Origin of the sequence: Marinactinospora rubrisoli, assembly GCF_042664915.1 — a bacterium.
In the GTDB taxonomy this organism is placed as follows: domain Bacteria; phylum Actinomycetota; class Actinomycetes; order Streptosporangiales; family Streptosporangiaceae; genus Marinitenerispora; species Marinitenerispora rubrisoli.
Map to the genome: position 1 here is coordinate 325860 of NZ_JBHTBH010000008.1, position 25368 is coordinate 351227.

Below are 25368 nucleotides of genomic sequence, written 5' to 3' on the forward strand. Positions count from 1 at the left end.
TCTCCGTTCACGGTGGGATGGGGACTGGGATGGGCGGTGCCAGGCGGTTCGGGTCACGGTGCGGCCGGCGGCCCCGCGTCGTGCCCGCCGGCCTCGGCCACGCGGCGCTCGCTCACTTCGCGAACCCGGCCGCGCACGATGAACCAGCCGCCCCACAGGGCGGCGGCGATGAGGGGCAGCGACATGAGGGTGATCCGGCCCGCCTCCGTGTCGAACCACATGAGGACGGCGACGGTGAGCAGGAAGGCGAGCGTGGCGAGCTGGGTCCACGGCGAGCCCGGCAGCCGGTAGGCGGGCCGATTCAGCGCACCGGTCCGGGCCCGCCGCCAGAAGAGCAGGTGGCAGAGGACGATCATCCCCCAGGTGCAGAGGATGGCGATCGCCGCGAAGTTCAGCACGATCTCGAAGGCGCGGTGCGGCACCACGTAGTTCAGCCCGACGCCGAGCACGCACATGCCGGCCGTCAGAATGATGCCCCCATAGGGCACCTGGCTGCGGCTCATCGCCCCGGTGAAGCGCGGGGCGGAGCCCGACATCGCCATGGAGCGCATGATGCGCCCGGTGGAGTACAGGCCGGAGTTGAGGCTGGACATCGCGGCGGTCAGGACGACCAGGTTCATGACGCTGCCGGCGGCCGGCACCCCGATGTTGGACAGCACGGTGACGAACGGGCTCTCCGACGCCGAGTAGGCGCTCCACGGGAGCAGCATCGACAGCAGCAGCACCGACCCGACGTAGAACACCCCGATCCGCCACATGATCGAGTTGATCGCGCGCGGCATGATCTTGGCGGGCTCCGCGGTCTCCCCGGCCGTCACGCCGACCAGTTCCACCGACGCGTAGGCGAACACGATCCCCTGCACGATGACGACCGCGGGAAGCAGCCCGTTGGGGAACAGCCCGCCGTTCGCCAGGATCAGCTCCGGGCCGGTGATGTGCCCGGCGACCTCGGTGCGCGACACCAGCAGCACCACGCCGATGACCATGAACGTCACCAGCGCGCCGACCTTGAAGATGGCGAACCAGAACTCCAGCTCGCCGAAGATCCGCACCGAGATGAGGTTCACCGCCAGCACGACGGCCAGTGCCACGAGCGCCAGCACCCACTGCGGGATGTCGGTGAACGGGCTCCAGTAGTGCGTGTACAGCGCGATCGCGGTGATGTCGGCGACGCCGGTGGTGGCCCAATTGAGGAAGTACATCCAGCCGGCGACGTAGGCGCCCTTCTCGCCCATGAACTCCCGGGCGTAGGAGACGAACGCGCCCGAGGAGGGGCGGTACAGGACGAGTTCGCCCAGCGCGCGCACGACGAAGAAGGCGAACAGTCCGCACACCGCGTACACGATCGCGAGCGAGGGGCCGGCCTGCACCAGCCGGCCGCCCGCGCCGAGGAACAGCCCGGTGCCGATGGCCCCGCCGATCGCGATCATGTTGATGTGGCGCGCCTTCAGCGCCTTGCGGTACCCGGCGTCGCCCGCGTCGACGTGCCCCCGGTCGGGGCGCCGCTGGTCGGGACTCAAGGTCTCCTCGCTCACGTTGCCTCCTCCTACTCGCTGCTACTCGCGGCGCGGGTCGGCACGGCCGGGGCGCACGATGGTGGTGAGGGTCGATTCGACCCGTTGGAGGTGCACGGACATCGCCTCGATGGCGGCCTCCCGGGAGCCGTCGGCGACGGCGCGCAGGATGGCGCGGTGCTCCTGGTCGGACCGCTCGCGGCGGTGGGCGAGGCGGTTGAGGAAGATCGACTGCCGGGACAGCGCGTCGCGGATCTCCTCGATGACCTTGCGGAACACCGGGTTCCCGGACGCCTCGGCGATGGTGATGTGGAAGAGGGTGTCCAGCGCGACCCACGCGGTGTCGTCGGTCTCCGCCTCCATCCGCTCGATGAGCTGGGCGAGCACGTCGAGATCGTCCTGGCTGCGCCGGAGGGCGGCGTAGCCGGCGACCGGGATCTCGACGTGCCGGCGCACCTCCACGAGATCTCGGGCGGAGTAGGAGCCGAACCGGGGGTTGTCGACGGGGCGGTCGGAGGCGACGTAGCTGCCCTTGCCGGCCCGCGACACGGTGAGTCCCAGTGCCTGGGCGGCGCGCAGGGCCTCACGGACGACCGACCGGCTCACCCCGTACTGCCGGGTGAGGGCCGCTTCGGAGGGGAGCTTGGCGCCGACGGGGTACTCGCCACGCTCGATGGCGCCGCGCAGGTCGCTCAGCACCGCCTCCATGGCGCTGATCCGGCCGGGTGGTCCGGCAGTCCGGCTGTCTGACAGGTCCATGCCTGCATCGTGAGTCGGACATGTCTGGAGTGTCAAGACACCATGGTGAAGCTTTGCGGGCGCCGGCCCCGATCCGGGACCCGGGCCGCCCCCGGCGGCGCACGGTGATCGCCGTCCGGCCGGAGTGTTGACGGCCGGTGAACCCCGGCGATAGCGTCCCTGCGGCATTGGACCCAGGACCCCGGAGGCGGTGCGGTGCAGAGCAGTGCGCAGCGGCCGACGTCGACGCCGTCGGCCGACCCGGAAACACCGCCGCACCCCGCGGCCGGGACGCGACGCCCGGCGCGCGGAGGCGCGCGGTGAGCGCCGCCGCCAGCGCGCTCGTCGTCGGCGAGGCGCTGATCGACGTCGTACGGCGCCCCGGCGCCCCGACCCGCCGGCATCCCGGCGGCAGCGGGGCGAACGCCGCCCTCGGCCTGGCCCGGCTCGGCCGCCCCACCCGCCTGCTCACCCGGTGGGGCGGGGACACCGACGGCGAAATCCTGCACCGGCACCTGAGCGCGTCCGGCGTCATCCTCCCTGGCGAGGTGGCGGACCGGTTCCCCACCCCGCGGGCCGAGGCCACACTGGACGAGCACGGCTCGGCGACCTACGAGTTCACGCTCGACTGGCGGCTGCCCGCCGTTGAGGTACCGCCGGACGTGCGGGTGCTGCACACCGGCTCCATCGCCGCGGTGTACCGGCCCGGCGGCGAGCAGGTCCTCGACCTCATGCGCCGTGCCGCCGCGCAGGCCACCGTCACCTACGACCCCAACGTCCGGCCCACCGTGATGGGCGCCCGCGACGACGTGCGCCGCCGGGTCGGCGAGCGGGTCGCCGCCAGTGACGTGGTCAAGGTGAGCGAGGAGGACCTCGCCTGGCTGGAGCCGGACACCGACCCCGCGGCGGCGGCCCGCGCGTGGCTGGACGCCGGTCCCTCCCTGGTGGTGCTGACCCGAGGGGAGCACGGTGCCGTCGCGTTCGGCCGTGCCGCGAAGATCGCGCTGCCCGCGCTGCCCGCCACGGTGGCGGACACCGTCGGCGCCGGCGACGCCTTCATGTCCGCGCTGGTGGACGGCCTGTGGACGCTCGGACTGCTCGGCGCGGACCGGCGCGCCCGGCTGGCGTCCCTCCCCGAGAGGCGGCTCGAACGGCTGCTCGCGCACGCCGGCCGCGCCGCCGCCATAGCGGTCTCCCGCCCCGGTGCCGACCCGCCCACGCGCGCGGAGCTCCCCGAACTGGCGGAACCGGACGCCGCCTGAGCCGGCCGGGACGCGGGTGACCTGGGAGACGTTCAGGGCAAGTGTCGCTCTTGGGGCGGTCTGTGTAGTCTTCCCCTCGTGTTCCGAGCGACGGCGGCGATCCTGCGGCGGCCCTGGGCCAGGGCCGCGGTGCTGATCGCGCTGCTCGCGGTGCATTTCCTGTGCCAGTTGTGCCACGCCCAGGCGGCAGGCGCCCACCACGGCGCCGCCGCACCCGACACGGCGGCGGTCGCCGGCCCCCTGACGGACGGCGCCATGTGCGTCCCGGAGTCCGGGCACGGCAACGGCGCAGGCGAGGCCCACCCCTGCGACACCGTCGAGGCGGCGAGTGCCGACACGCGCGCCGCGGCGGGCAAGCTGCTGCTGTTCCTCCTGATCGGCGCGGCCCTGGCGGCCGTCCAGTGGACGGCGCCGCCCGGCGCGCCGCCTCCCGAGTCCGCGCCGTACCGCGCCGCCGGCCCGAGCGGCGTCCGGCTGCTGCGCACGATCTGCGTCCAGCGCGTCTAGAGGCGTGCCCGGTGGTCCCGCCGAACCCGCGCGTGTCCCGCTCGCCCGCGCGTCCCGGCGGACGCCGCCGGACCTCACCCGCCCTTCACCGGCCGCCCGGTGCGCGCCGCCCGGCCCGCCGCCCGAACGGCGGCCCAACCCCTGATCTTCCCCCTACCCCTCCAACAGGAGTCGTGAGCGACCATGAGCAGAAACCGCATTCCTCGCAGAGCCGGCGCCATCGCCGCCGGCATGGGCGTCCTCGCCGGCGGCGTCGTGCTGCCCAGCGGCACGGCACACGCCGAGCCCACCCAGGAGGAGGTCGAGCAGCGGATCGAGGAGCTGACCGAGGAGTCCAGCACGCTCGTCCAGGACTACAACCAGGCGAAGGAGGACCTGGAGGCCGCTGAGCGGCGCATCGAGTCGCTGGAAGAGTCGATCGGCGACGAGGACGAGCGCTACGAGGAACTGCGCGAGCGGGTCGCCGGCTTCGCCAGCGCGGCCTACCGGTCCAACGACCCCAGCGCCACCACCACGGTGCTCTCCGTGGACGACCCGAGCGCCCTGCTCGACCAGTCGGCCGACATCTCCTACCTGTCGGAGCGGCAGCGGGCGGAGCTGGAGGAGTTCACCAACGCCTCGGAGCGCCTGCTCCAGCTCAAGGAGGAGGCCGAGCAGGCCCGCGACGAGGCCGAGGAGCGCCGCGACGAGCTGAAGGACAAGCAGGACGAGGTCGAGGAGTCCCTCGCCGAGCAGGAGGAACTGCTCGCCGGCTTCGAGACGAACCCGGTGACCGGCGGCGGGGACTCCGGCGGCGCCTCCTACACGGGGTCGGCCTCGGGCAGCGCCCGCACCGCACTGGACTTCGCGTTCGCCCAGGTCGGCAAGCCCTACGTCTGGGGCGGCACCGGCCCGAGCGGCTACGACTGCTCCGGCCTGACCCAGGCCGCGTGGGGAGCCGCCGGCGTCAGCCTGCCGCGCACCACCTACGCCCAGTACGAGCTGCCGAACAAGGTCTCCTGGAGTGAACTCCAGCCCGGTGACATCCTGTTCTTCTTCCCCGACATCGGCCACAACGGCATCTACGCCGGCAACGGCCAGATGGTGCACGCGCCGAGCAGCGGCCGGACCATCGAAGTGGTGTCCCTGTCGGGGTACTGGGACCAGCAGTTCCAAGGGGCCATCCGGCCGTGACCGCCCGGTGCGGGGCGCTCCCGCGCCCCGCACCGGCGGACCGCCGTCAACGCGTGACCTCGTTGGCCGCGTAGCCGTCGGCCGGCGGTACCTCCGTGATCACCTCGATGAGAACCCCAGTGGGATCGGCCACGATGAAGTGCCGCCGACGCGCACGACGATCCTTGGAAGAGCTTCACCACGGGTCGCCGGGCCTTCCTCGCGGCCGGCACCCATCCGACGTGAAACGCATCGTGCTCGTGGCCGGCCCGGCCGTCCTGGGCTGGAACGAGTGGCGGGCCATGGCCGAGGCCGCCTCCGCCCGCCATCTGGCCGAGGGCCCGATCATCCTGATGGACGCGGGTGCCATCGCGCGCCGGCCCGTTCGGCCGTTGACTCATCTGCTATCAGGGGCGATGAACGAGGCGGCGCGCTATCTGGCCGGAACCGACGACCCCGAAGCTCCCCGGCACCGTGGCCGCCCTCACCCGGATTCTGGAGGCGCTCCGCACCGCGGGAACGAGGTACGCCGAACTCCGTGGCCCGATGCGGTGGCCCCCGGGCGCGTCCCGATCTCCGACGGCCCGCGTCATTCGCGGGGCCGGAACCCTCCGAACGTCCGCCGGTGGTACAGCAGCGGCGGACGTTCGGCGGGCAGGCAGGTCCGCGTCACGTGACCGACCACCAGCCAATGGTCGCCGAGTAGCCGCAGGTCGTGGCGTTCGCACAGCAGATGGGCCGCCGCTCCGTCCAGGAGCGGGACGGCGCCCGGCCCCCGGCGCCAGGCGGTGGGGGCGGCGAAGCGGTCGACCCCCCTGGCCGCGAAGCGGGTGGCCACGTCGTGCTGGTCCTCGGCGAGCAGGTTCACGGCGAAGTCACCGGCGGCCCGCAGCCTGGGCCAGGTCGATGAGGTCCGCGCGATGCAGAACCCGACGAGTGGCGGGGACAGGCTGATGCTGGTGAACGAGGTCGCCGTGATACCGACCGGTTCACCGGAGAGTTCCGCCGTGATGACGACGACCCCCGCCGGGTGCCGGCCCAGCGCCCGGCGGAACAGGTCGGCGGGCACACCGTCTCCGGCCACCGGGGCCACGGCCGCCCCATCGGCGTCCGGTGGATCCGGCGCCGGGCCCGCCGTGGCCGGGGATCCCACCGGGCCGCCGACCGTCGCGTTCGTGCAGTCCATGATCCTCCTGTCCTTCCGGCGGTCCCGCTGCCAGGCGGGGGCGTCCTCGCCCGGGCGTCAGCCGCCGGTGGCGGGCGGGGCGAGCTGCCGCGCCACCCGCTCCGCCCACGGGGGCAGCAGCTCCGGCAGCCGCGGCAGATCGGACTCGACGACGGCGAGCCCGGGGGTCGGTACCGTGGCGCCGAGTTCGACCAGCAACGGGCGCAGGTGCACCTCGACGGCGAGCGTGTGCGCGGGCGAGCCCACGAGCAGCAGCGGGATCGCCGTCCGGCCGGCGAGCGCGCCGGTGGCGATCTGGTCGAGGAAGACCTTGAGCAACCCGCTGTAGGTCGCCTTGTACGTGGGGCTCGCGACGAGCAGGACGTCGGAGGCGAGCACCCGGTCGACGGCCTCGGTGACCGGCGCCGGACGCCGCGGGTCGAGCAGAACGGGGGCGAGATCGGCCAATTCGACGACCTCGGGCTCGCCGGGGCGCCCGGCGGCGGCCGCGACCGCCCGGGCCGCCGCGACGGCGGTGCTGGAGGTACGGGACCCGGAGCGCGGGTTTCCGACGAGAACGGTGATGCTCATGGGTGGGCGTCTCTTTCCGGGGACGGGTCCTGGCGGGTGCGCCGTCAGCCGGCGGACGGCACCAGGGAATCGGGGGCGGAGGCCGGTTCGGCCGGGTGCCGCCACAGGCCGCGCTCGCGCAGCACCGGCAACACCCCTTCGCCGAACCAGTACGCCTCCTCCAGGTGCGGGTAGCCGGACAGCACGAACTCGGTGACGCCGGCGCGGTGGTACTCCTCGATCAGGTCGGCGACCTCGCGGTGGCTGCCGACCAGCGCCGTGCCGGCGCCCCCGCGGACCAGGCCGATACCGGCCCACAGGTTGGGGTGGATCTCCAGCCGGTCGGTGCGCCCGCCGTGCAGGTCGAGCATCCGGCGCTGGCCTTCGGACTCGCTGCGCGCCAGGCCGGCCTGGACGTTGGCGATGGTCTCCGGCGCCATGCCCGCCAGGAGCCGCTCGGTCTCGGCCCACGCCTCCTCGGCGGTGTCCCGGGAGATGACGTGCAGCCGCACGCCGAAGGCGAGTTCGCGGCCGTGCGTCACGGCGAGTGCGCGCACCCGGCCGATCTTCTCGGCCACCGCCGTCGGCGGTTCACCCCAGGTGAGGTAGGTGTCGACGTGGCGGGCGGCGACCTCCAGCGCGGCGGGGGAGGAGCCGCCGAAGTACACCGGGGGAGTGGGCACGGGGAGACGGTGCAGGCGGGCGTCCTCGACCCGCAGATGCTCGCCCGCGAAATCGACGGTCTCGCCGCGGAACAACCGGCGGACGATCTCCAGGAACTCCCCGGTGCGGGCGTAACGGGCGTCCTTGCCGAGAAAGTCGCCATGGGTGCGCTGCTCGTGGGACTCCCCGCCGGTCACCACGTTGAGCATGAGCCGGCCGCCGCTCAGCCGCTGGAAGGTGGCCGACATCTGCGCGGCGAGCGTGGGGGAGAGCAGGCCGGGCCGGAACGCGACCAGGAACTTCAAGCGCTCGCTGACGGCGGACAGCATCGCGGTGGTCAGCCAGGCGTCCTCGCACCACGCACCTGTGGGGGTCAGCGCCCCCTCGAATCCCAACGGCTCGGCGGCCCGGACGATCTGGCCGAGGTAGCCGACGTCGGCCGGCCGACTGCGGGTGGCGGAGTCGATGTCGACGCCGTGCCCGCCGCTGACGATGCCGCGGCCGTCGCCCTGGGTGGGCAGGAACCAGTGGAACGTGAGCGTCATGCGGCGTACCTCCCGGAATCGGCGGTGCGGGCGTGCGAGACGGATGCTGGACGGCGCCGGACGCCGCTCCGACAACTCTAATTTATCTACCTGAAAGGTGGGCAATATCGGCGGGGTGCCACGTCCCGCCGAGTGCTTCGGGTCGGGTCCGCAGTTTCGCTTTCCTGCCCCGTTGGCGCGGGGTGGGCTGTGGGGATCGGTGTCGGCGGCTGCGGGCGTTCGGCGGCTGGCCGTTGGGTGTTTCTGGTCGGGCTCGCCGTCTCGCTTCCCTTCGCCGCCGACACGGATCGGCCTGCGGCGATCGGCGCCGGCGGCTGCGGGCGTTCGGCGGCTGGCCGTTGGGTGTTTCTGGTCGCGCTCGCCGTCTCGCTTCCCTTCGCCGCCGACACGGATCGGCCTGCGGCGATCGGCGTCGACGGCTCCGGGCGCTCGACGGCTCGCCGCTCCGGTTGGTAGGCGTAGCCGACTCGCCGAACCGTGGCGAGCCGGTGGCCCAGTTCCCCGAGTTTGCGGCGAAGCCGATGGATGTGCACGTCGACCGTCCGCGTTCCGGCGTGCGTGTCGGAGCGCCACACGCGGTCGAGCAGTTCGGACCGGGAGAACACCCGGCCGGGGGAGGAGGCCAGGTGGGCGAGGAGTTCGAACTCCTGGTAGCTCAGCCGCACCGGCGTCCGGTCCGCCAAGACCCGTCGGGTGGCGCGGTCGATGACGAGGGCGTCCGAGCCGTCGGCGGCGCACGGTTCCGTCATGGCGCCGGAAGCGTCCCGGATGTGGCCGACGATGACCATGACCTTGCCCCGCTCGGCCAGCGGCAGCACCCCCAGTAGGCGGGTGGATTCGTCGTGCTCCAGGGCGAGCGGGGACGCCGCGAGTCGGCTTGTGGTGGGTGCGGCCCCGCCGCTCGGCGGGTGGCCGTGGGCTGCCTGGGTGTGCGTCACCACTGGACTCCGTGATGTCGGTGGGCGGTCGGGTGGAGCGGCGGGTGGGGGTGGGTTTCGGGGTGTCGGTTCCATGGTGGCCGCTTCACTCGATTAAATCTACTTGCTTGGTAGGGAAAACGTGCGACGTCCACCACGTGGGCGACGCCGGAAGCAGGTTACGGTTTCCCGTTCGGCGCGAACATGGGTGCCGCCGCCGGCGGGAGGCCGGCGGCGGCGGTGCCGGCAACGTTTCGGCGCGGCGGTCCGAAACGCTGGCGGACGTCAGGGTGCGAGTAGGTCACCGGGCGCCGCGTGCGGCGTGACCGCCGTCGCGCACGACCGGGTCCCCTCGCACCTCACGATGGGTGACGCCAAATGCCGGTCACGGTGACCGGTGTGGCCTTACCAGCCGCCCCAGGTGCGGCAGAACCCGTGGTGCCAGGCCCACCACCCGCAGTGGTGGCCGAAGCCGTGGTGGTGGTGGAACCCATGGTGGAACCTGTGGTGGAAGCCACCGTGGAAGCCACCGTGGTCCATGCCGTGGATCATCTGGACCGCCGCGACCGGGGTGGCCGACGGTGCCAACGCCGGAGCGGCACCGGCCGCCATGGCCGCGCCGGGCGCACCCAGGGCCAGAACCGGGGCGAGGACGCCGGCGACCGCGATCCGGCGCAGGGTGGTTCTCATCTGGATCTTTCCTCTCCCGGGAAGACCGGGCGGGGTCGTTGCCGACCCGCCCCTCGTACGTGGGTCGCGCCGCTGTACGGCGTCGTCGGCGCGGCCCGGGAGACACCTCCATCGTCTCGCTGATCGTCCAAAATTCAGCTACTTCTTCGGCACAGGGTGAATAAAAGACGATCGTTCGTGGGTCCGGTGGTGCCGTCGGAGGGACAGGGCGAGGCCGGACGCGCAGCGACCATTTACTATTTCCAGATCGATTTAGTAGGTTAAGAGTCGCGTCGCGTCGCGCCCGGATTTCCAGCGGGGACGCCCGCACCACCATTCGCCGCACGGCGGTCGATCGACGGGAGCACACGGTGACCGGATCCCCACGGGCCCTCCACCTGGCGGCGGCCATCGACGGGGCGGGCGCGCACCCCGCCGCGTGGCGGGCCGCCGGGACCTCCACTCGCCGGCTCTGCACGGCCGACCACTACGTGCGCCTGGCGCTGGAGGCCGAGCGCGGCCGACTGGACTTCGTGACGCTGGACGACGCGCTCGCCCCCGCGACCGGCTCGGCGGGCTCGCCGCGCGCCCGCCTCGACGCGGTGCTCACGCTCGCCCGCGTCGCGCCCCTCACCAGCGGGATCGGGCTGGTGCCGACCGTCACGACCACGCACACCGAGCCGTTCCACGTCTCCAAGGCCGTCGCGACGCTCGACTACGTGAGCGCCGGGCGGGCCGGATGGCGATTCGCGGTCTCCGGCACCGCCGCCGAGGCGCGGCACATCGGGCGCCGCGGTCTCGCCGCCCCAGAGGAGCTGTGGGCCGAGGCCGCCGCGGTCGCCGACGTAGTCGCCCGGCTGTGGGACAGCTGGGAGGACGACGCCGAGATCCGCGACACCGCGTCCGGCCGGTTCATCGACCGCGAGAAACTGCACTACGTCGACTTCACCGGCCCCGGCTGGACGGTCAAGGGGCCCTCGATCACCCCGCGCCCACCGCAAGGGCACCCGCTCGTGGTGGCGCGCGCCGACTCCGCGCCGGCGCTGCGGGCGGCCGCCCGCCACGCCGACGTGATCGTCATCGCCGCCGCCGGGCTCGCCGACGCCCGATCCGGCCGCGCCGAGGTCCGTACCGCGGTGGCGGCGGCCGGACGCGCCCCCGACGAGGTCGCCGTGCTGGCCGACACGACCGTCCTGCTGGCCGCCGATCCGCCGACCGCCCGCGAGCGCCGGACCCGGCTGGACGAACTGGCCGGTCCCGCGGCGCCACGGCTGGACTTCGTGGGGACGCCGGCCGACCTCGCCGACCGGATCGCGCGATGGGCCGCCGCCGACGCCGCCGACGGTTTCCTCATCCGCCCCGCGGTGCTGCCGACCGACCTCACCGCGTTCGTCGACGAGGTGGTGCCCCGGTTGCGCGACCAGGGACTGTTCCGGCCGGAGTACACCGCCGACACGCTGCGCGGCCACTTCGGGCTCCCGCGACCCGCCAACCGGTACGCGAGCGCGTGATGTGGTCGCGCCCCGGCACGGTCGGCCGCGCACCGGCACGCCGCCAGGAGCGGCCGGAGGCGCCCCCGTCCACGCACGGCCCGGAGCCCGGCGGCGTCCCCGGCCGCCGCACCGAACACGCGTACCACCTGGGCGAACTCGGCACCGCGCTCGGCGTGAGCCCGGTCTGCCCGCCGGAAGCGAGCGCGGCACCCGAGGAAGGATCCGGGGCGGGCTCGGCGGCCGACCAGGGCTCGGCCGCCGCCCGGTCGCCGACGGGCCACTCGCGCCCCCATCACCGTGACCGTCCCGGCCGGTGAGTCCCGCGCGGGTGCTGGCCGTCGGGCCGCACGCGGCCGGCCGCGAACGACCGCACGGCGTACCGGCACTTCCCGGGAGTCCGCTCCCGCCCTGGGACGCGGCCACGAAGAAGTACCGATGAGTGTCCCGGCGGCCACGTCCGGCCGCAGACGGCTTCCCCGCCCTTGGGAGGCACGGTGCCGAGATCGTCCGCCGGGACCCGCCGACCCCGGTCCCCGGAGCCGCGCGGACGGCGTCGGTCCGGCCGACCCGGCCGCATCCGCCGGGGCCGTCGGCGAGCCCGCCCGCACGGCCGTGCACCGGCCGGGACCCAGAGACCACGACCCGACCGCGAAACGCTGCACGAAGGACGGCCCTCTGATGAGCACCCCACCTCGACAGATCCGGCTCGCCGCCCACTTCCCGGGAGTCAACAGCACAACGGTGTGGAGCGACCCGGCCGCCGGCAGCCAGATCGACTTCGCCTCGTTCCGGCACCTCGCCGAGACCGCGGAGCGTGGCCGGTTCGACTTCTTCTTCCTGGCCGAAGGGCTCCGGCTGCGGGAGCACCAGGGCAAGATCTTCGACCTCGACGTCGTCGGCCGCCCCGACACCCTCACCGTCCTCGCCGCGCTCGCCGCCGTCACCACCCACCTCGGGCTGGCCGGCACGCTCAGCGCGACCTTCAACGAACCCTACGAACTCGCCCGGCAGCTCGCCTCCCTCGACCACCTCAGCGCCGGGCGGGCCGCGTGGAACGTCGTGACGTCCTCCGACGCCTTCACCGGGGAGAACTTCCGGCGCGGTGGCTACCTCGACCACGCCGATCGCTACGAGCGCGCCGCCGCCTTCGTCCGCACCGCCCGCGAGCTGTGGGACAGCCCGTTCGACAGCGCCGCCGACCCGGACGGCGGGGTCGGCGCGTTCCGGCACCACGACCGCTTCTTCGACATCGAGGGCGAGTTCTCCGTGCCCCGCTCACCGCAGGGGCACCCCGTGGTGATCCAGGCCGGGGACTCCGAGCAGGGACGGGAGTTCGCCGCGGCGGCCGCCGACATCGTCTTCTCCCGGCACGGCGCTCTGGCGGAGGCGCAGGCGTTCTACTCGGACGTCAAGGCGCGGTTGACCCGGCACGGGCGCACCCCCGAAGAACTCCTCATCATGCCCGGGGTGACCTTCGTCCTCGGCGACACGGCGGAGGAGGCCGCCGAACGTGCGACCCGAATTCGCTACCAGCAGGTCAGCGGGCCGGGGGCGATCAGCTTCCTGGAACAGGTCTGGGGCCGCGACCTGTCCGGCTACGACCCTGACGGCCCGCTCCCCGACGTCGACCCGGATCCCGGCAATACGGCCATCACCCGGGGCCGGGTGCGGCACACCCGGGACCCGCTGGCGGTGGCCCGGCGCTGGCGCGAGATCGCCGAGGCGGGCAAGCTCAGCATCCGCGATCTCATCGTCGAGGTGACCGCCCGGCAGACGTTCGTCGGCACACCCGGCCAGGTGGCGGACGCGCTCCAGGAGCACGTGAGCGCCGGGGCGTGCGACGGTTTCATCCTCGTTCCGCACCTCACGCCCGGCGGCCTCGACGAGTTCGTGGACAAGGTGGTGCCGCTGCTCCAGGAGCGCGGCGCGCTCCGCGCGGAGTACGCCGGGGCAACCCTGCGCGAGAACCTGGGACTGCCCCCCGTTCCGGGGCGGGCCGCCGCGGAAGGGGTCTCGTAGCGGCGGCCCGGCGCCTCCCGGACAGCGGTCGGCACCGCCACCGGATCGGGTGACGGTGCCGCCGCGGCGTGCGCCTGCCGACCGTCGTCAGCCGCCACCTGGGTAGTTGCCGAATCCGCCGCCGCCGGGGTAGTTGCCGAATCCGCCGCCACCGGGGTAGTTGCCGAATCCGCCCCCGCCCGGGTACTCGCCGAACCCGCCGCCACCCGGATACGCGCCGAAACCTTCCTCGGTGGAGGGCTCCTCTTCTGTGAAGTCGTAGTCGTCGTCCCCCTCCTGCGCTCCGGCCATGGACGCCCCTCCGACCACGAGGGCGGGCGCGAGGACGGCCGCGAGTACGAGTCGGCGCACGTCGAATTTCATGGGATCTCCCTTCCGGAAAGATGACCCGGCGATCTACCGGACCACGGCCATTTCAGGGCCGCGCCGCCCGCAAAACCGCGACGGTGGCGGCACGATCTGGAGGCGTCTCTGCCATGCTCGACGCCCTTCCTCGGTGCGAACAGGACGGCGGCATGGAAGGCAACGAAGGTGATTCATGTTCGACACGGATTTCTGGAGGGCGGAAGTTCCGGTCGCGGCGTGCAATGGTCGGCGGAAGGCGAGGAGTGCGCGACGGTGCCGCCTCGGCGTTCCGGTAGGGGTCCGCGCCCCCTGCGTCGGTGTCCGTAGGCGGCGGCCGGGCCCGGCCGCCGGACGCCGCCCGGCGGTGCGCCGGGCGTGCCGGTCGGCCGGGCCGACGACTGAGTCGGAATCAGAAGAACCCTTCGTCGCCGAATCCACCGAACTCGTCTCCGAATCCACCGAATTCATCGCCGAATCCACCGAACTCGTCTCCGAATCCACCGAACTCGTCGCCGAACCCGCCGAACTCGTCTCCGAATCCACCGAATTCATCGCCGAACCCGCCGAACTCGTCCCCGAAGCCACCGTCCCAATCCTGGGCGTTGGCCATGGCGGGCGCGCCTATGGCGAGAGCCGGCGCGACGAGGCCCGCGATGGCGATCCGGCGCATGATGGTCTTCATACGAATCGTCTCCTCTGGGAAAGCCGGCCCGGCGATCTGCCGAGCCATTTCCATTCCGTGATCCGCCGGCCCCGGGCATTTCCCTGACGGCACCGGCCGTGGAGTCACGCCTCCCATGCTTGCGGCGGCCACGCCAAGACCAAACAGGACGACCGCATGCGGGACCTCAAGGATGCGCCCGCACCGTCAATCCCTGCCCAGGTTTCCGGGACGGGCGGCGGTCGGCGCCACCACCCCGTCAGGTGGGCGCCGACGTCATGACCGCCAGCGAATGAAGCGCCGGCAGTCCCCACCGCCGCGAGGTACCTGCGCCCCGGTGGGCTCAGCCACGCGCCGAGCTTCGCGTCCCGGTCGTTCCGGCCCCGAACGGCCCCGCGAAGGTGCCCTGCCGTTCGAAGCTGCTGCGCGGACCGAAGAACCGGTGGTGGTGGAAGTGATCGTGGCGGTGGTGCACGCGGTGCCGAGCTCCCAAGTGGCCGCCACCACCGACCGCCGCGCCACCGGCACGGCCGACGGCTCCGCCACCCGCGCCACCGGCAGCGCCGCCACCGGCGGCCCCGCCGGCCGCCTGGGCGCCGCCGGCGGCTCCGCCTCCGCCGCCTCCGGGGCAGACACATTCCTGGGCATGCGCCGCGAGCGCTGGTGTTCCGACGGCGAGAGCGGGTGCGAGGAGGCCGGTGAGCATGAACCGGCGCAGGATGGTCTTCATGGGAATCTCGTCCTCCAGAAAGGTGGACCTGGCGACGGCCAGGTCAGGCTGCTGCCGTGCGGCCGGCGGGGCGACCACCGGCCGGTGACGGTGGACGGCACCGCCACCGGTAGCGGTGACGGTGCCGACACGGAAACGGGGTCGGCGGCCTCCGTCGTCCCGGCGCGTCGCGGGGTGGGCGACCGTCCGATCGTTTCGCCGTGCTCGTGCCGAACCCGTTCGTTCAGCACGCCGTGGCCAGGAGTCAGAAGCCCCGGGCGTGGCTCCTCGTCCCGGTCGTCCCGGCTCCGAACGGCCCGGCGAAGGTGCTCTGCTGTTCGAAGGCGCTGCTCGGGACGTTGAAGCGCGGGAAGAAGAAGTCCCCTGGGAAGATCACCTGGGCGTTCGCCAGCGCGGGCGTGCCGAGAATGATCGCGGGTGCGACGATGCCGGCGAGCGTGATTCGACGCAGGATGGTCTTCATAGGAATCGTTTCCTCCTGGGAAGCTGGCCTGACGATTTGCCAGGCCGGTCTCCATTTCACGGCCGGCCGAGATCAGTCCCTTTCGCTGATCGCGGCGCGTCCTGGAGTCACGCCTCCCATGCTTGCGGCGCCTGTTTCAAAAACAAACAGGACGGCTCTCTGGGGGATACAAAGAAAAGATCTCGATCTCTAATATCCACCAAAGACGTCAGCGCTTCCTCCTGAGAGCCGGATTTCTCCCTGAGGTCGCCGGAATCGGTCGGCACCGCCACCGGTGATGGTGACGGTGCCGATATGGACGGTGATCGGTGGCCCCTGATTTCCTCTGACATCTCCGCGTTCGGCGGTGCCGGTGCGGTCGTCGGCCGATCGTGCCGTCCTGGCGGTGCCGAACATATCCGTTCAGTGACCGCCGTCAGAGGTCAGATTCCGCCTCGCGCGTGGCTCTGCGTCCCGAAGGTGCTGGCCCCGCCCGGTCCCGCCGCCGTCGACTGCTGCTCGAAGCTGCTCTCCGGGACGACGTTGATGCGCGGGAAGAAGAAGTCCCCGGGGAAGATCGTTTGCGCGCCGGCCAGTGCGGGCGTGCCGAGGACGATCGCGGGTGCGACGATGCCGGCGAGCGTGATTCGGCGCAGGATGGTCTTCATAGGAATCGTTTCCTCCTGGAAAGCTGGTCTGGCGATCTGCCAGGCCGGTCTCCGTTACACGGCCGGCCGTGGTCGGCCCTTTATATCGACCACGGTGCGACCCGGAGTCACGTCTCCCATGCTTGCGATGCCCATATCAAAATCAAACAGTTCGACGATATGCTCAGGCCAAAGAAAGCGGTGCAATATCCAACCTCGGCCAAAGGATTCCCGGACGGCCATGGGAATTTGCGGGGATTTCGGCGGGCGGTATCACGTCATGTTGCGGCGGATCCGCTGGAAAAAGGCCGGCACCGCCACCGGAATCGGTGACGGTGCCGACGTGGAGTTCGTTCGGCGCGTCCATCCGTCGCGGCGATGGTTTCCGCGCGGCTCGGAGCGGCCGATCTCCTCCGTGCGCCGAAGGTGACGCTCAGCGAACAGAATGGCTCAACTGCCCGGCCGGCTCACCTCGGTTCCGGGTCAGAATCCCTGGGCGTGGCTCCGCACACCGAAGGTGCCGGCCCCGAACGGCCCGGCCGACGTCGCCTGCTGCTCGAAGCTGCTGCTCGGGACGTTGAAGGTCGGGAAGAAGAAGTCCCCCGGGAAAATGACCTGCGCGCTGGCCAGCGCGGGCGTGCCGAGAACGATCGCGGGTGCAACGATGCCGGCGAGCGTGATTCGACGCAGGATGGTCTTCATAGGAATCGTTTCCTCCTGGGAAGCTGGCCTGACGATTTGCCAGGCCGGTCTCCATTTCACGGACGCTGCCATTGGCCCCTTCACCAATGGCAGCGCTCCTTGGAGTCACGCCCTCCATGCTTGCGGCGGCCGACCCAAAACCAAACAGGACGTCGATCTGTGAGGATCAAAGAAAGGCCCCTGAGCGTCAATCCGGCTTCAGGTCGCCGGAGGCCCCCTGACCCCGTCGGGCACTGGTCCGAGACGGCCGACGGCATCGCCCGGATCGCCGCTGCCGGTGCGGATCGCGACGCGACGGTGGACGGCGGGGCCGCACGCCTGACGCCCGGGGTGGGTTGCTAAGCCCTCGTCAAAACCCCTGCGGATCCGGAATTCGGGGGCGAACCGGGGCACGGCCCCAGTGCGCGCGTCAGGGAGCCGGGGCGTCGCCGCGGCCGGGTACCCGGCCGAGTTCGGCGAGGACGCGCCGCGCGAGCGCGTTGTTCTGCCGGAAGAACCCGGCGTTGGTCCGCGGCCGGGAGAACCCGGCCGCGCCCACCCCGCCGGAGACCAGCGCCCCGGCACCGAACCTGCGGGGATGGGCGGCGCCACCGGAGCGCCGCAGCCGCTGGTCGGCGAGGTCCGCGTCCAGCAGGCCGGTGGGGTGCCGGGTGCCGGCCTCGGGGTCCACCCGCACCAGTTCGGCGACCTCGCCGCGCCCGGCGAGGCTGCGCAGCAGCGGGTCGGCGGCGCGGGCCAGTGAGCCGGCGGCCAGCCGGGCGTCCACCAGCGCATGCGCGGTCACCTCGCCGGGCACGCCGGAGCCGCGGGCCCGGAACCCGTCCGGTGCGGCGGTCACCTGGACGTCGGCGCCCAGGAACCGGACGATCCCGGCCCGCGACAGCGCGAGCAGCTCCTCCAGGCGTGGGCCGGGCGGTCCGCTGGCGTAGTAGCTGAAGAAACTCAGGAACCCGGGCAGCCCGCTCTCGCGGGACCTCGCCGAGATCCGGTCGGCCGCGAGGAGCTCGCCGAGGACGGTGAAGACCGAGAGCAGCGCGTGGAAGATCGCGAGGTCGGCGCTGTGCCCGGGGTCACGCCGGCGGGCCAGGTCGGCGGCGATGTGGTCGCGCATCCAGTCCTGGAGTGCGGCCGATGCGGCGAACCGGCGCCGGGCGAGCGGCCGGTCCAGCCGGTCGAGGTCGACCCGGTCGGCCTCGTCCGGGACGGCGGCGGTGACCAGCTCCTTCAGGTCCGGACCGTCCCAGTCCAGCCGGTCCAGCCGGTCGAGGAACCCGGCGGGGTCCATCGCCAGCCGCTCGGGATGCGCCTCGGCGAGTTCCCGGTAGGCGGCGTCGGTGAGCTCACGGGTGATCAGGGGACGCAGGTCGGCGTCGAAGTCGAGCGGGCGGTCGCCCAGTGCCGCGACGGCCGTCGCGGAGAAGTGCCGGGGCAGCCGTGGAGGTGCGCCGCGTGGGAAGCCGTAGTGGATCTTGGACCGGTACGGCACACCGCGGCGGGAGCCGGCGAACAGCACCGGCTCGCGGCCGGAGGGCGTGTACCGCAGCGTCCCGGTGGCGTCCCGGTGGAACGAGCCGCCGCGCCCCGAGGTGAGCAGCACCATGGCGTCGATGAAGGCGAGCCCCAGTCCTCGGACGATCACGGGCTCGCCCGGCCGCAACGCGTCGAAGGAGACGTCGGCGGTGGGGCCGGTCGGCAGGTAGGTCAGCCCGTGCCCGGCGGCGTGCCGGAGCAGCGCCCGTTCGTCCGTGGTGGGCCGGACGTCCACGGTGCCCTGCGCCAGCACGACCACGTCGACGTCGAGCGGCGGCAGGTCACCGTCGAGGACGACGCGCTGCCGGCCGTCGGGCAGGTCGCGCAGGTCGGTGGCGGCGGCCTCGTGCACGCGGACCCGGATCGAGCGCGGAGCGTCGGCGACGGTGCGCCAGAAGACCCAGGACAGGTACTGGCTCTGCAGGCGGCGGGTGGCGAACCAGCCGCCGTGTGCGCGCGCCGCCTCGGCGATCGTCTCGGCCCGGGGTACGAACCCCGGTGGCGTGTCCAGCCGTCCGGCGGCCAGGTCGCGCGCCCATTCGGTGAGGGTCGGGCCGGGCCGGACGGGGCCGGCGATGGTGGCCGACGCGTCGGTGAACATCGTGCAGTCGTCGGCGGTGGTGTTCATCCACAGCAGCCGGGACTGCTCCCAGCGCCAGATGCGCCCGCCGCCGGGCGGGTACGGGTCGACGAGATGCACGTCGAGCGGGCGCTCACCGCGGAGCACGGGGTGGTTGGCGACGATGCGTTCCAGAAGAGAGGTACCGCGCGGTCCGGCTCCGATGATGGCCACGCTCGGCTGGCGGGAGGTCGGCGGGTCCGGCGGTGCGGGGGCGGCTGGCACCTCTTGACCATATTTCCGACCAGAGAAGTAGTCAATGCCGGTGGGTGCCGACCCGGCTCATGGCGGTGCGCGGGGGCGAGCGTGGCCGCGGCACGACCTCGGGCGCCGCCCCACCGGGGCGGCGCCCCGATCCTCCTCCCCGCCGTGGCCGCTTCGAGACTCGCCCCGTTGCGCGGCCGCTCGCGCCCGTCCCGTCGCGACCGGCGCCGGGCGTCAGCGCTTGACCGCCACGCCTCCGGTCATGAAGCGCACGCCGACCGTGGTGGAGTCCACGACCGGGCGGTCCGGACGCCACATGGGGAGCGGCACGATGCCGGGCAGGAGCAGCTCCATCCCGTCGAAGAACGCGGCGAGCTCCGCCGGGGTGCGCACCCGGCCGGTGCCGAGCTGTTCCAGCAGCTGCTTCTCCAGCTCGACGCTGGAGCTGGCGTCGCCGAGCCGGGTGAAGTTGGTGATGAAGAAGTAGGAGCCGCTGGGCACCGCGTCCCGGAGGGTCCGCACGATGCCGTTCGGGTCCTCGTCGTCGAGGATGTGGTGCAGGATGCCGCACAGCATCACGCACATCGGCTTGCCGAAGTCGATGAACTCCTGGATCTCCGGGTGGTCCAGCACGGCCTGTGGGTCGCGGATGTCCGCGGTGACGACGGTGGTGTTGCCGTTCTCGGCGAGGATCGCGCGGCCGTGCGCCAGCACGATGGGGTCGATGTCGACGTACACCACGCGGGCGTCGGGGTTCACCTCCTGCGCCACCTCGTGGGTGTTTCTCGCGGTGGGCAGCCCGGATCCCAGGTCGAGGAATTGGGTGATGCCCGCCTCGGCCGCCAGGAACCGCACCACGCGGTGCAGGATCTCGCGGTTGTGGATCGCGATCTCCTTCAGTTCCGGCATCACGGCCAGACTGGCGTGCGCGACCTGCCGGTCGATCGCGAAGTTGTCCTTGCCGTTCAGCATCACGTCGTAGACGCGAGCCGCGGTGGGCTGGCCGGTGTTCAGCTCGGGCGGGAAGGCCGCACCGCCGCCGGAGGAGTCAGGGGTGAACTGCGACATGTGTGCTCCTGAGGTGTAAAGAGCGTGCAAAGCGCATCATAGGGGCCAAGATCCCTTATGGCGTAGGCGAATCCGGCGCCGGAACCAGGCGGAAGCGGCCGCCGCCGTCCGGGAAGGGCGGGCCGGGCATTCGCCGATGGCCACGCAGGGTAACATGGCGCGTTCGCGGGGTGATGTTCGCATGTGTCATGGCCGGTGCGCCGGAACTCCCCGGACCACAGCGCCACCGGAGCCGACCCGCAGGCCGCACCCGGCGGTACGCCCGGCCGGCACCTTCGATTCCCAGGGCCGCGCCGTTACCCGCGTCCGCGCGGGGCGGCCGTGCTGGCGCGCACCACCAGGTCCGGCTGCACCAGCACGTGCTCGGCTGCGCCGACGCCGTCCGCCAGACGGGACAGCAGCAGGTCGATGCAGCGCCGCCCGACCGCGGCGAAGTCCTGACGCACCGTGGTGAGCGGCGGGGCGTAGAAGGCCGCCTCGGGTGCGTCGTCGAACCCCACGACACTGATGTCCTGGGGCACGCGTACTCCGGCCTCCTGGAACGCGCGCAGCGCGCCCAGCGCCATATGGTCGTTGCCGGCGAACACCGCCGTGACCGCACCGCGCCGCACGATCTCCCGCCCGGCCTCGTACCCCGAGCGCGGGCTCCAGTCGCCGGGCCAGGCCGGCGGGACGGGCAGACCGGCGTCGGCCAGTTCGGCCCGCCAGCCCGCCGCGCGCGCCGCGGCGTGCAGCCAGCCGTCCGGCCCGGCGATGTGGGCCACCGTGCGATGCCCCAGCTCCAGCAGATGCCGGGTCGCGGCGCGGGCCCCGGTGTACTGGTCGACCGCGACGACGGGCGCGCCCACGTCCGTACCGCCGTCGACCACCACGACCGGCACCGCGGGCGGCCGGTTCGTCAGGGCGGCGGCGATCCAGCTCAGTGGGGCGATGACGATGACGCCGTCCACCATCTGGTCGGCGAGCCGGCGCGCCGCCTCATCGAACGAGGACCGGTCCGTGCCACGCAGCGCGGCCACCGTGACCGCGTACCCGACATCGCCGGCCGCCTCCTCGATCGCGCCGAGCGTGCTGGCCGGGCCGTACAGCGTCGTGTTCAGCCCGACGACCCCCACCATGCCGCTGCGGCGCGTCACCAATGCGCGGGCGGCCGGGTTGCGCCGGTAGGCCAGCGTCTCGATGGCCTCCTGCACCCGTCGGCGGGTCTCCTCCCGCACGTTGGGGTGCCCATTGACCACCCGGGAGACCGTCTGGTGCGACACCCCCGCCAGCCGCGCGACGTCCGTCATCCCCGGCGCCCGCCCGGCGCCGCGCTCCCCCGTGGTCATGCTGTGTCCCTGTTCCCCCGCTCCGCGGTCGCTCGGGCGGCTTTTCCCGCTCTGCGGTCGTTCGGACGGTCTTCCCGCTCCGCAGCCGCTCGGGCTGGCCCCCGTCACCTGCTCGGCGGCCGGTCCGCCGGTGAACGCTAACACGGACCGTGCGGAGCCGTGGAACCGTCGGCCGCGGGCCCGCCAGGGCCCGGCGGGCCGGGCTGCGCCCCGGCCGCGACGGAGGGGAGGGCGTCCGGCAGCGGGCGGCCGGCGCTCTCCCGCATCGCCAGTACCGCGACCAGTCCGACCACCCCGGCCAGCATCATCGGGACCGCGGGCAGGTACCGGCTTCCGGTCGCCTCGACGAGCGACTGGGCCACCAGCGGCGTGGTGCCGCCGAACAGCGACACCGACACGTTGAAACCGATGGCGAGCGCGCCGTAGCGCACCCGGGTCGGGAACAGCGCGGGCAGTGCCGCGGGCGCCGCACCCGAGAAGTGCACCAGAGCCGCCGCCAGCAGCAGCGTGCCGATCAGGACGCCCGTGACCGTCCCGCGCTGCAGCAGCCAGAACGCGGGCAGCGGCACCAGAACCGAGGCGATACAGCCCGAGACCAGCACCGGCCGCCGCCCGACCCGGTCGCTGAGCCGGCCGACCGCGTTGACGGCGAGCAGCATGCTCGCCATCGCGACCAGCACGACCAGCAGCCCGTGCGTCTCCTGGTACCCGAGCACGCTGGACAGGTACGTGGGCAGGTAGGCGGTCAGCAGGTAGTTGTCGACGTTGAACACCATCACCAGGCCCAGGCACAGCAGCAGCGGACGCCACTGCACGAGCACCGTCTCGCGGAGCTGGGAGCGCAGGCCGCGCTCCGCGCCCCCGGCACGGCGGAACGGGTGCGCCTCGGTCCGGAACGCCGGGGTGTCCTCCAGCCGCAACCGCAGGTAGAGCCCCACCACGCCCAGCGGGCCGGCGACCAGGAACGGCACACGCCAGCCCCAGCCGAGCATCTGCTCCGGGCTCAGCGTCACCGTGAGACCGGAGACGAGCAGCGCTCCGGCGATGTACCCGCAGAGGGTGCCGAACTCCAGCCACGAGCACAAGAAGCCGCGCCGCCGGTCCGGCGCGTACTCGGCCACGAACGTGGTCGCCCCGCCGTACTCCCCGCCGGTCGAGAACCCCTGCACCATGCGCGCCAGGAGCAGGAGGACCGGAGCGACGGCCCCGACGGCGGCGTATGTCGGCAGCAGGCCGATGGCCACCGTGCCGCCGGCCATCAGCAGCATGGTGAGCGCGAGCACCCGCTGCCGGCCGATCCGGTCGCCGAGCGGCCCGAAGAACAGGCCGCCCAGCGGCCGGACCAAGAACGCGGCGGCGAACGTGGTGAACGCCGCGATGAGCTGCACGCCCTCGGAGGCCGTCGGGTAGAAGACCTTCCCGATCGTCGCCGCGAGGTAGCTGTACACGCCGAAGTCGAACCATTCGGTCGCGTTGCCGATCGCGGCGGCGCCCACCGCGCGGCGCACCATCCCCGGATCACTGACGATGACGTCCGGTGGCCGTCCCGATCCGCCGCGGAAGGACGTCATCCTCCCCTCCTTCCGGTCGCCGCTTCGTGTTTCTGGTCGCGTTCGCCGTCTCGCTTTCCTCTACCGCCGATGCGGGTGGCCTTCGGTGGTCGGCGTCGGCGGTTCCGGGCGCTGGGCGGTTCGCCGCTTCGTGTTTCTGGTCGCGTTCGCCGTCTCGCTTTCCTCTACCGCCGATGCGGGTGGCCTTCGGTGGTGGGTGTCGACGGCTCCGGACGTTCAGCACCTCGCCGCTTCGTGTTTCTGGTCGCGTTCGCCGCCTCGCTTTCCTCCTCCGCCGATGCGGGTGGCCTTCGGTGGTCGGCATCGGCGGTTCCGGGCGCTCGGCGGCTCGCCGCTTCGTGTTTCTGGTCGCGTTCGCCGCCTCGCTTTCCTCCTCCGCCGATGCGGGTGGCCTTCGGTGGTCGGCATCGGCGGTTCCGGGCGCTCGGCGGCTCACCGCTCCGTCGGTCCCGGCGGCCGGGAGAGTACCCCGCTCACCTGGGCGTATTCTTGCGGATCGGCGCTCCGATTTCACTCACCGGCGGCGCGGCCTCCGTCGGACGCGGCCGGGTCCGGGTCAGCCGGTCGGCCAGCGATGCCGCAGCGCGGTCTGGCCCAGCCGCCGGAACAGGTCCTCGCTGTCGCGGAGGAACGGCGTGAGCCGTACCGGTGGCGCGGCCCCGCGCACCAGCTCGCGGTGGCCCTTCCCTCCGACGCGCAGCGCCGTGACCTCGCCGAAGTGCAGCGGTGTGTGCCGGCCGCCCGTGGTCCACACCAGGCCGTCGGTGAAGAGATGGACCGAGACGCCCGCGTTCGAGATGCACCGGAACATGTGGATGAACGCGTAGGCCACGGCGAGGAAGAGGAAGCCGCCGATGACGTAGTGGTCGGTGAAGGCGATGAGCAGCACCTCCACCAGGATCACGGCGGCGAGCGTGCCCACCGCCACCGCGACGCCGCTTCCCGCGCTGGGCGTGCGGTATCCGCGCTCATGGCCGCCGAGCCGCCACTGCGCGGCCAGTCCGGCCACGTCCGCCGGCACCTGTTCCGGTCCGGAGACGGGCGGCTGCGGGGCCGGCGCGGGAAGCGGCGGCGGGCCGGGAGGTGCGGCCCACACGGGGCCGGGCTGTGGGGCGGGCGGATATCCCGGCTGCGGTGGGTGCCCGGCGGGCCCGTAGGGCTGCGCCGGGCCGCCCCACCCGGGCGGGGGCGGCGGGCCGGGCTGCGGATAGGGCGCCTGGCCGGGGTTCGGACCGTACGGCTGCTGAGGGTAGGAGGGGTGCGTCACGGATGTCCCATCTCGTGCCGAAAGCTCCGCGCATCGGTCGTGGACACGGAACGGTGCCGAGAGCTGCTTGAGGGAAGGACCGCCCGGCCGAGCGGGCGGAGGGGCACCACGATAGCGGCCGGCGGTGTCGCCGGCAGCCCCGGAGCCGCCGTATCGCGGTCGGCCGTCACCGGTGTGTGCGCCGGTCCGCGGCCCGGGTAGGGGACGGAGGAAAGCGGAGCCGTCAGTCGAGGAGGCCGGCATGACCTCGCAACGCCGACTCGCCCGCGCGGTGCTGGATGAGGCAGGCCGGACGCTCGCCCAGGAGGCGGGGGTCCGGCTGGCCGACCGGCCGGCGCCGCTGTGGCAGCTGCTGATGCTGACCAACCTGCTCAGCGCCCGTATCTCCGCCCGGATCGCGGTGGCCGCCGAGCGAGAGCTCACGGCGGCCGGCGGCACCACCCCGTCCGGGATGTGCGACCTCACGTGGCAGCAGCGCGTGGACGCGCTCGGCCGCGCCCACTACGTCCGCTACGACGAGAGCACCGCCACGCGGCTGGGGGAGTGCGCCCGCATGGTGCTGGACGACTACCGCGGCGACCTGCGCCGCCTGCCCTCCGTCGGGCGCCACGACGCCCGCGGCCTGCGGCGGGACGTGCAGCGGTTCCCCGGGATCGGGCCGACCGGCGCGGACATCTTCTGCCGCGAGGCGCAGGCGGTGTGGGACTGGCTGCGGCCGTACGCGGACCGGCTGGTGATCAAGGGTGCCGAACGGGTCGGCCTGCCGGCCGACGCCGGCAAGCTGGCCGATCTCGTGGAGCCGGCCGAGACCGCGTCCCTCGCCGCCGGCCTGGTCCGGGTGGCGCGCGACGACGAACTGGCGAAGCGGGTCGGGTCCCTGGCCACGACCGGCTGACGGGAGGCGGGCCTCCGCCGCGCGCACGCTCTGCTGCTCGGGACGACCGCGACCCTGTTCGCCCTCATCATCGGAACGGGCACCGGCCTGTTCGGCAGCAGCCCCGCACCGTCCGCCGGGCCGCTCGGCGTCGCCCTGATCCTCG

General features: G+C 73.0%; 24 protein-coding genes and 1 pseudogene. 9 read left to right on the forward strand and 16 right to left on the reverse strand.

The window, feature by feature from the left end:
- Positions 1 to 53: 53 nt before the first annotated feature.
- Positions 54 to 1535, reverse strand: a complete 1482-nt coding sequence (locus tag ACFQRF_RS18450; RefSeq protein WP_379872359.1) for an amino acid permease — start codon at positions 1533 to 1535, stop codon at positions 54 to 56.
- A 21-nt stretch (positions 1536 to 1556) separates the two neighbouring features.
- Complete coding sequence (locus tag ACFQRF_RS18455) at positions 1557 to 2273, reverse strand: FadR/GntR family transcriptional regulator (RefSeq protein ID WP_379872360.1); 717 nt, start codon at positions 2271 to 2273, stop codon at positions 1557 to 1559.
- A 299-nt stretch (positions 2274 to 2572) separates the two neighbouring features.
- Between ACFQRF_RS18455 and ACFQRF_RS18460 the strand changes: the two genes are divergently transcribed.
- The 4 genes from ACFQRF_RS18460 (at position 2573) to ACFQRF_RS18475 (ending at position 5850) form a co-directional block, all read left to right on the forward strand.
- Positions 2573 to 3514, forward strand: a complete 942-nt coding sequence (locus ACFQRF_RS18460) for a carbohydrate kinase family protein (protein WP_379872361.1) — start codon at positions 2573 to 2575, stop codon at positions 3512 to 3514.
- A 78-nt stretch (positions 3515 to 3592) separates the two neighbouring features.
- Positions 3593 to 4021, forward strand: coding sequence for a hypothetical protein (locus ACFQRF_RS18465; RefSeq protein ID WP_379872362.1), 429 nt, complete (start codon positions 3593 to 3595; stop codon positions 4019 to 4021).
- A 183-nt stretch (positions 4022 to 4204) separates the two neighbouring features.
- Complete coding sequence (locus tag ACFQRF_RS18470) at positions 4205 to 5194, forward strand: C40 family peptidase (protein ID WP_379872363.1); 990 nt, start codon at positions 4205 to 4207, stop codon at positions 5192 to 5194.
- A gap of 134 nt (positions 5195 to 5328) precedes the next feature.
- Positions 5329 to 5850: a hypothetical protein gene (locus ACFQRF_RS18475; protein ID WP_379872394.1), complete on the forward strand. Its 522-nt coding sequence runs from the start codon at positions 5329 to 5331 to the stop codon at positions 5848 to 5850.
- Here ACFQRF_RS18475 and ACFQRF_RS18480 read toward each other — a convergent pair.
- The 5 genes from ACFQRF_RS18480 to ACFQRF_RS18500 all read right to left on the reverse strand — a co-directional run bounded on the left by ACFQRF_RS18480 (position 5763) and on the right by ACFQRF_RS18500 (position 9723).
- On the reverse strand, positions 5763 to 6359 hold the full coding sequence (locus tag ACFQRF_RS18480) for a flavin reductase family protein (RefSeq protein ID WP_379872364.1): 597 nt from the start codon (positions 6357 to 6359) through the stop codon (positions 5763 to 5765). The genes ACFQRF_RS18475 and ACFQRF_RS18480 overlap by 88 nt on opposite strands.
- A 57-nt stretch (positions 6360 to 6416) precedes the next feature.
- Entirely contained in the window at positions 6417 to 6929 is a 513-nt protein-coding gene (locus tag ACFQRF_RS18485; protein WP_379872365.1) for an NADPH-dependent FMN reductase, read from the reverse strand.
- A gap of 44 nt (positions 6930 to 6973) precedes the next feature.
- Entirely contained in the window at positions 6974 to 8116 is a 1143-nt protein-coding gene (locus ACFQRF_RS18490; RefSeq protein WP_379872366.1) for an LLM class flavin-dependent oxidoreductase, read from the reverse strand.
- A gap of 86 nt (positions 8117 to 8202) precedes the next feature.
- Entirely contained in the window at positions 8203 to 9054 is an 852-nt protein-coding gene (locus ACFQRF_RS18495; protein ID WP_379872367.1) for a winged helix-turn-helix domain-containing protein, read from the reverse strand.
- 384 nt (positions 9055 to 9438) lie between these two features.
- On the reverse strand, positions 9439 to 9723 hold the full coding sequence (locus ACFQRF_RS18500; RefSeq protein WP_379872368.1) for a hypothetical protein: 285 nt from the start codon (positions 9721 to 9723) through the stop codon (positions 9439 to 9441).
- Between the two features lie 350 nt (positions 9724 to 10073).
- Here ACFQRF_RS18500 and ACFQRF_RS18505 point away from each other — a divergent pair, with 350 nt between their 5' ends.
- Together ACFQRF_RS18505 and ACFQRF_RS18510 are read left to right on the forward strand one after the other, a co-directional pair.
- Positions 10074 to 11213 (forward strand): LLM class flavin-dependent oxidoreductase, encoded by a 1140-nt coding sequence (locus ACFQRF_RS18505; RefSeq protein WP_379872369.1) that lies wholly within the window; start codon positions 10074 to 10076, stop codon positions 11211 to 11213.
- 660 nt (positions 11214 to 11873) lie between these two features.
- On the forward strand, positions 11874 to 13214 hold the full coding sequence (locus ACFQRF_RS18510; RefSeq protein WP_379872370.1) for an NtaA/DmoA family FMN-dependent monooxygenase: 1341 nt from the start codon (positions 11874 to 11876) through the stop codon (positions 13212 to 13214).
- Positions 13215 to 13301: 87 nt separating this feature from the next.
- Here ACFQRF_RS18510 and ACFQRF_RS18515 read toward each other — a convergent pair whose 3' ends face one another.
- Positions 13302 to 13577, reverse strand: coding sequence for a hypothetical protein (locus ACFQRF_RS18515; protein ID WP_379872371.1), 276 nt, complete (start codon positions 13575 to 13577; stop codon positions 13302 to 13304).
- A gap of 175 nt (positions 13578 to 13752) precedes the next feature.
- Between ACFQRF_RS18515 and ACFQRF_RS18520 the strand changes: the two genes are divergently transcribed.
- Entirely contained in the window at positions 13753 to 14328 is a 576-nt protein-coding gene (locus tag ACFQRF_RS18520; RefSeq protein WP_379872372.1) for a hypothetical protein, read from the forward strand.
- Between the two features lie 866 nt (positions 14329 to 15194).
- Here the strand turns inward: ACFQRF_RS18520 and ACFQRF_RS18525 are convergent.
- The 8 genes from ACFQRF_RS18525 to ACFQRF_RS18560 form a co-directional block, all read right to left on the reverse strand.
- Positions 15195 to 15413: a hypothetical protein gene (locus ACFQRF_RS18525; RefSeq protein ID WP_379872373.1), complete on the reverse strand. Its 219-nt coding sequence runs from the start codon at positions 15411 to 15413 to the stop codon at positions 15195 to 15197.
- A 422-nt stretch (positions 15414 to 15835) separates the two neighbouring features.
- Entirely contained in the window at positions 15836 to 16060 is a 225-nt protein-coding gene (locus ACFQRF_RS18530) for a hypothetical protein (protein WP_379872374.1), read from the reverse strand.
- Between the two features lie 462 nt (positions 16061 to 16522).
- Positions 16523 to 16741, reverse strand: a complete 219-nt coding sequence (locus ACFQRF_RS18535; RefSeq protein ID WP_379872375.1) for a hypothetical protein — start codon at positions 16739 to 16741, stop codon at positions 16523 to 16525.
- A gap of 409 nt (positions 16742 to 17150) precedes the next feature.
- Positions 17151 to 19115, reverse strand: coding sequence for an FAD/NAD(P)-binding protein (locus tag ACFQRF_RS18540; RefSeq protein WP_379872376.1), 1965 nt, complete (start codon positions 19113 to 19115; stop codon positions 17151 to 17153).
- A gap of 213 nt (positions 19116 to 19328) precedes the next feature.
- Positions 19329 to 20162: an SAM-dependent methyltransferase gene (locus ACFQRF_RS18545; RefSeq protein WP_379872377.1), complete on the reverse strand. Its 834-nt coding sequence runs from the start codon at positions 20160 to 20162 to the stop codon at positions 19329 to 19331.
- A gap of 296 nt (positions 20163 to 20458) precedes the next feature.
- Complete coding sequence (locus ACFQRF_RS18550) at positions 20459 to 21490, reverse strand: LacI family DNA-binding transcriptional regulator (RefSeq protein ID WP_379872378.1); 1032 nt, start codon at positions 21488 to 21490, stop codon at positions 20459 to 20461.
- A 137-nt stretch (positions 21491 to 21627) separates the two neighbouring features.
- Entirely contained in the window at positions 21628 to 23061 is a 1434-nt protein-coding gene (locus ACFQRF_RS18555; RefSeq protein ID WP_379872379.1) for an MFS transporter, read from the reverse strand.
- A gap of 556 nt (positions 23062 to 23617) precedes the next feature.
- Positions 23618 to 24070: a hypothetical protein gene (locus ACFQRF_RS18560; protein ID WP_379872380.1), complete on the reverse strand. Its 453-nt coding sequence runs from the start codon at positions 24068 to 24070 to the stop codon at positions 23618 to 23620.
- 499 nt (positions 24071 to 24569) lie between these two features.
- On the opposite strand from ACFQRF_RS18560, the gene ACFQRF_RS18565 reads away from it, so the two are divergent.
- The gene (locus ACFQRF_RS18565; protein WP_379872381.1) at positions 24570 to 25223 is read left to right on the forward strand and encodes an HhH-GDP family DNA glycosylase; all 654 of its coding nucleotides are present in this window, start codon (positions 24570 to 24572) and stop codon (positions 25221 to 25223) included.
- Between the two features lie 18 nt (positions 25224 to 25241).
- Positions 25242 to 25368: pseudogene (locus ACFQRF_RS18570) on the forward strand (YeeE/YedE family protein); the annotation flags it as partial.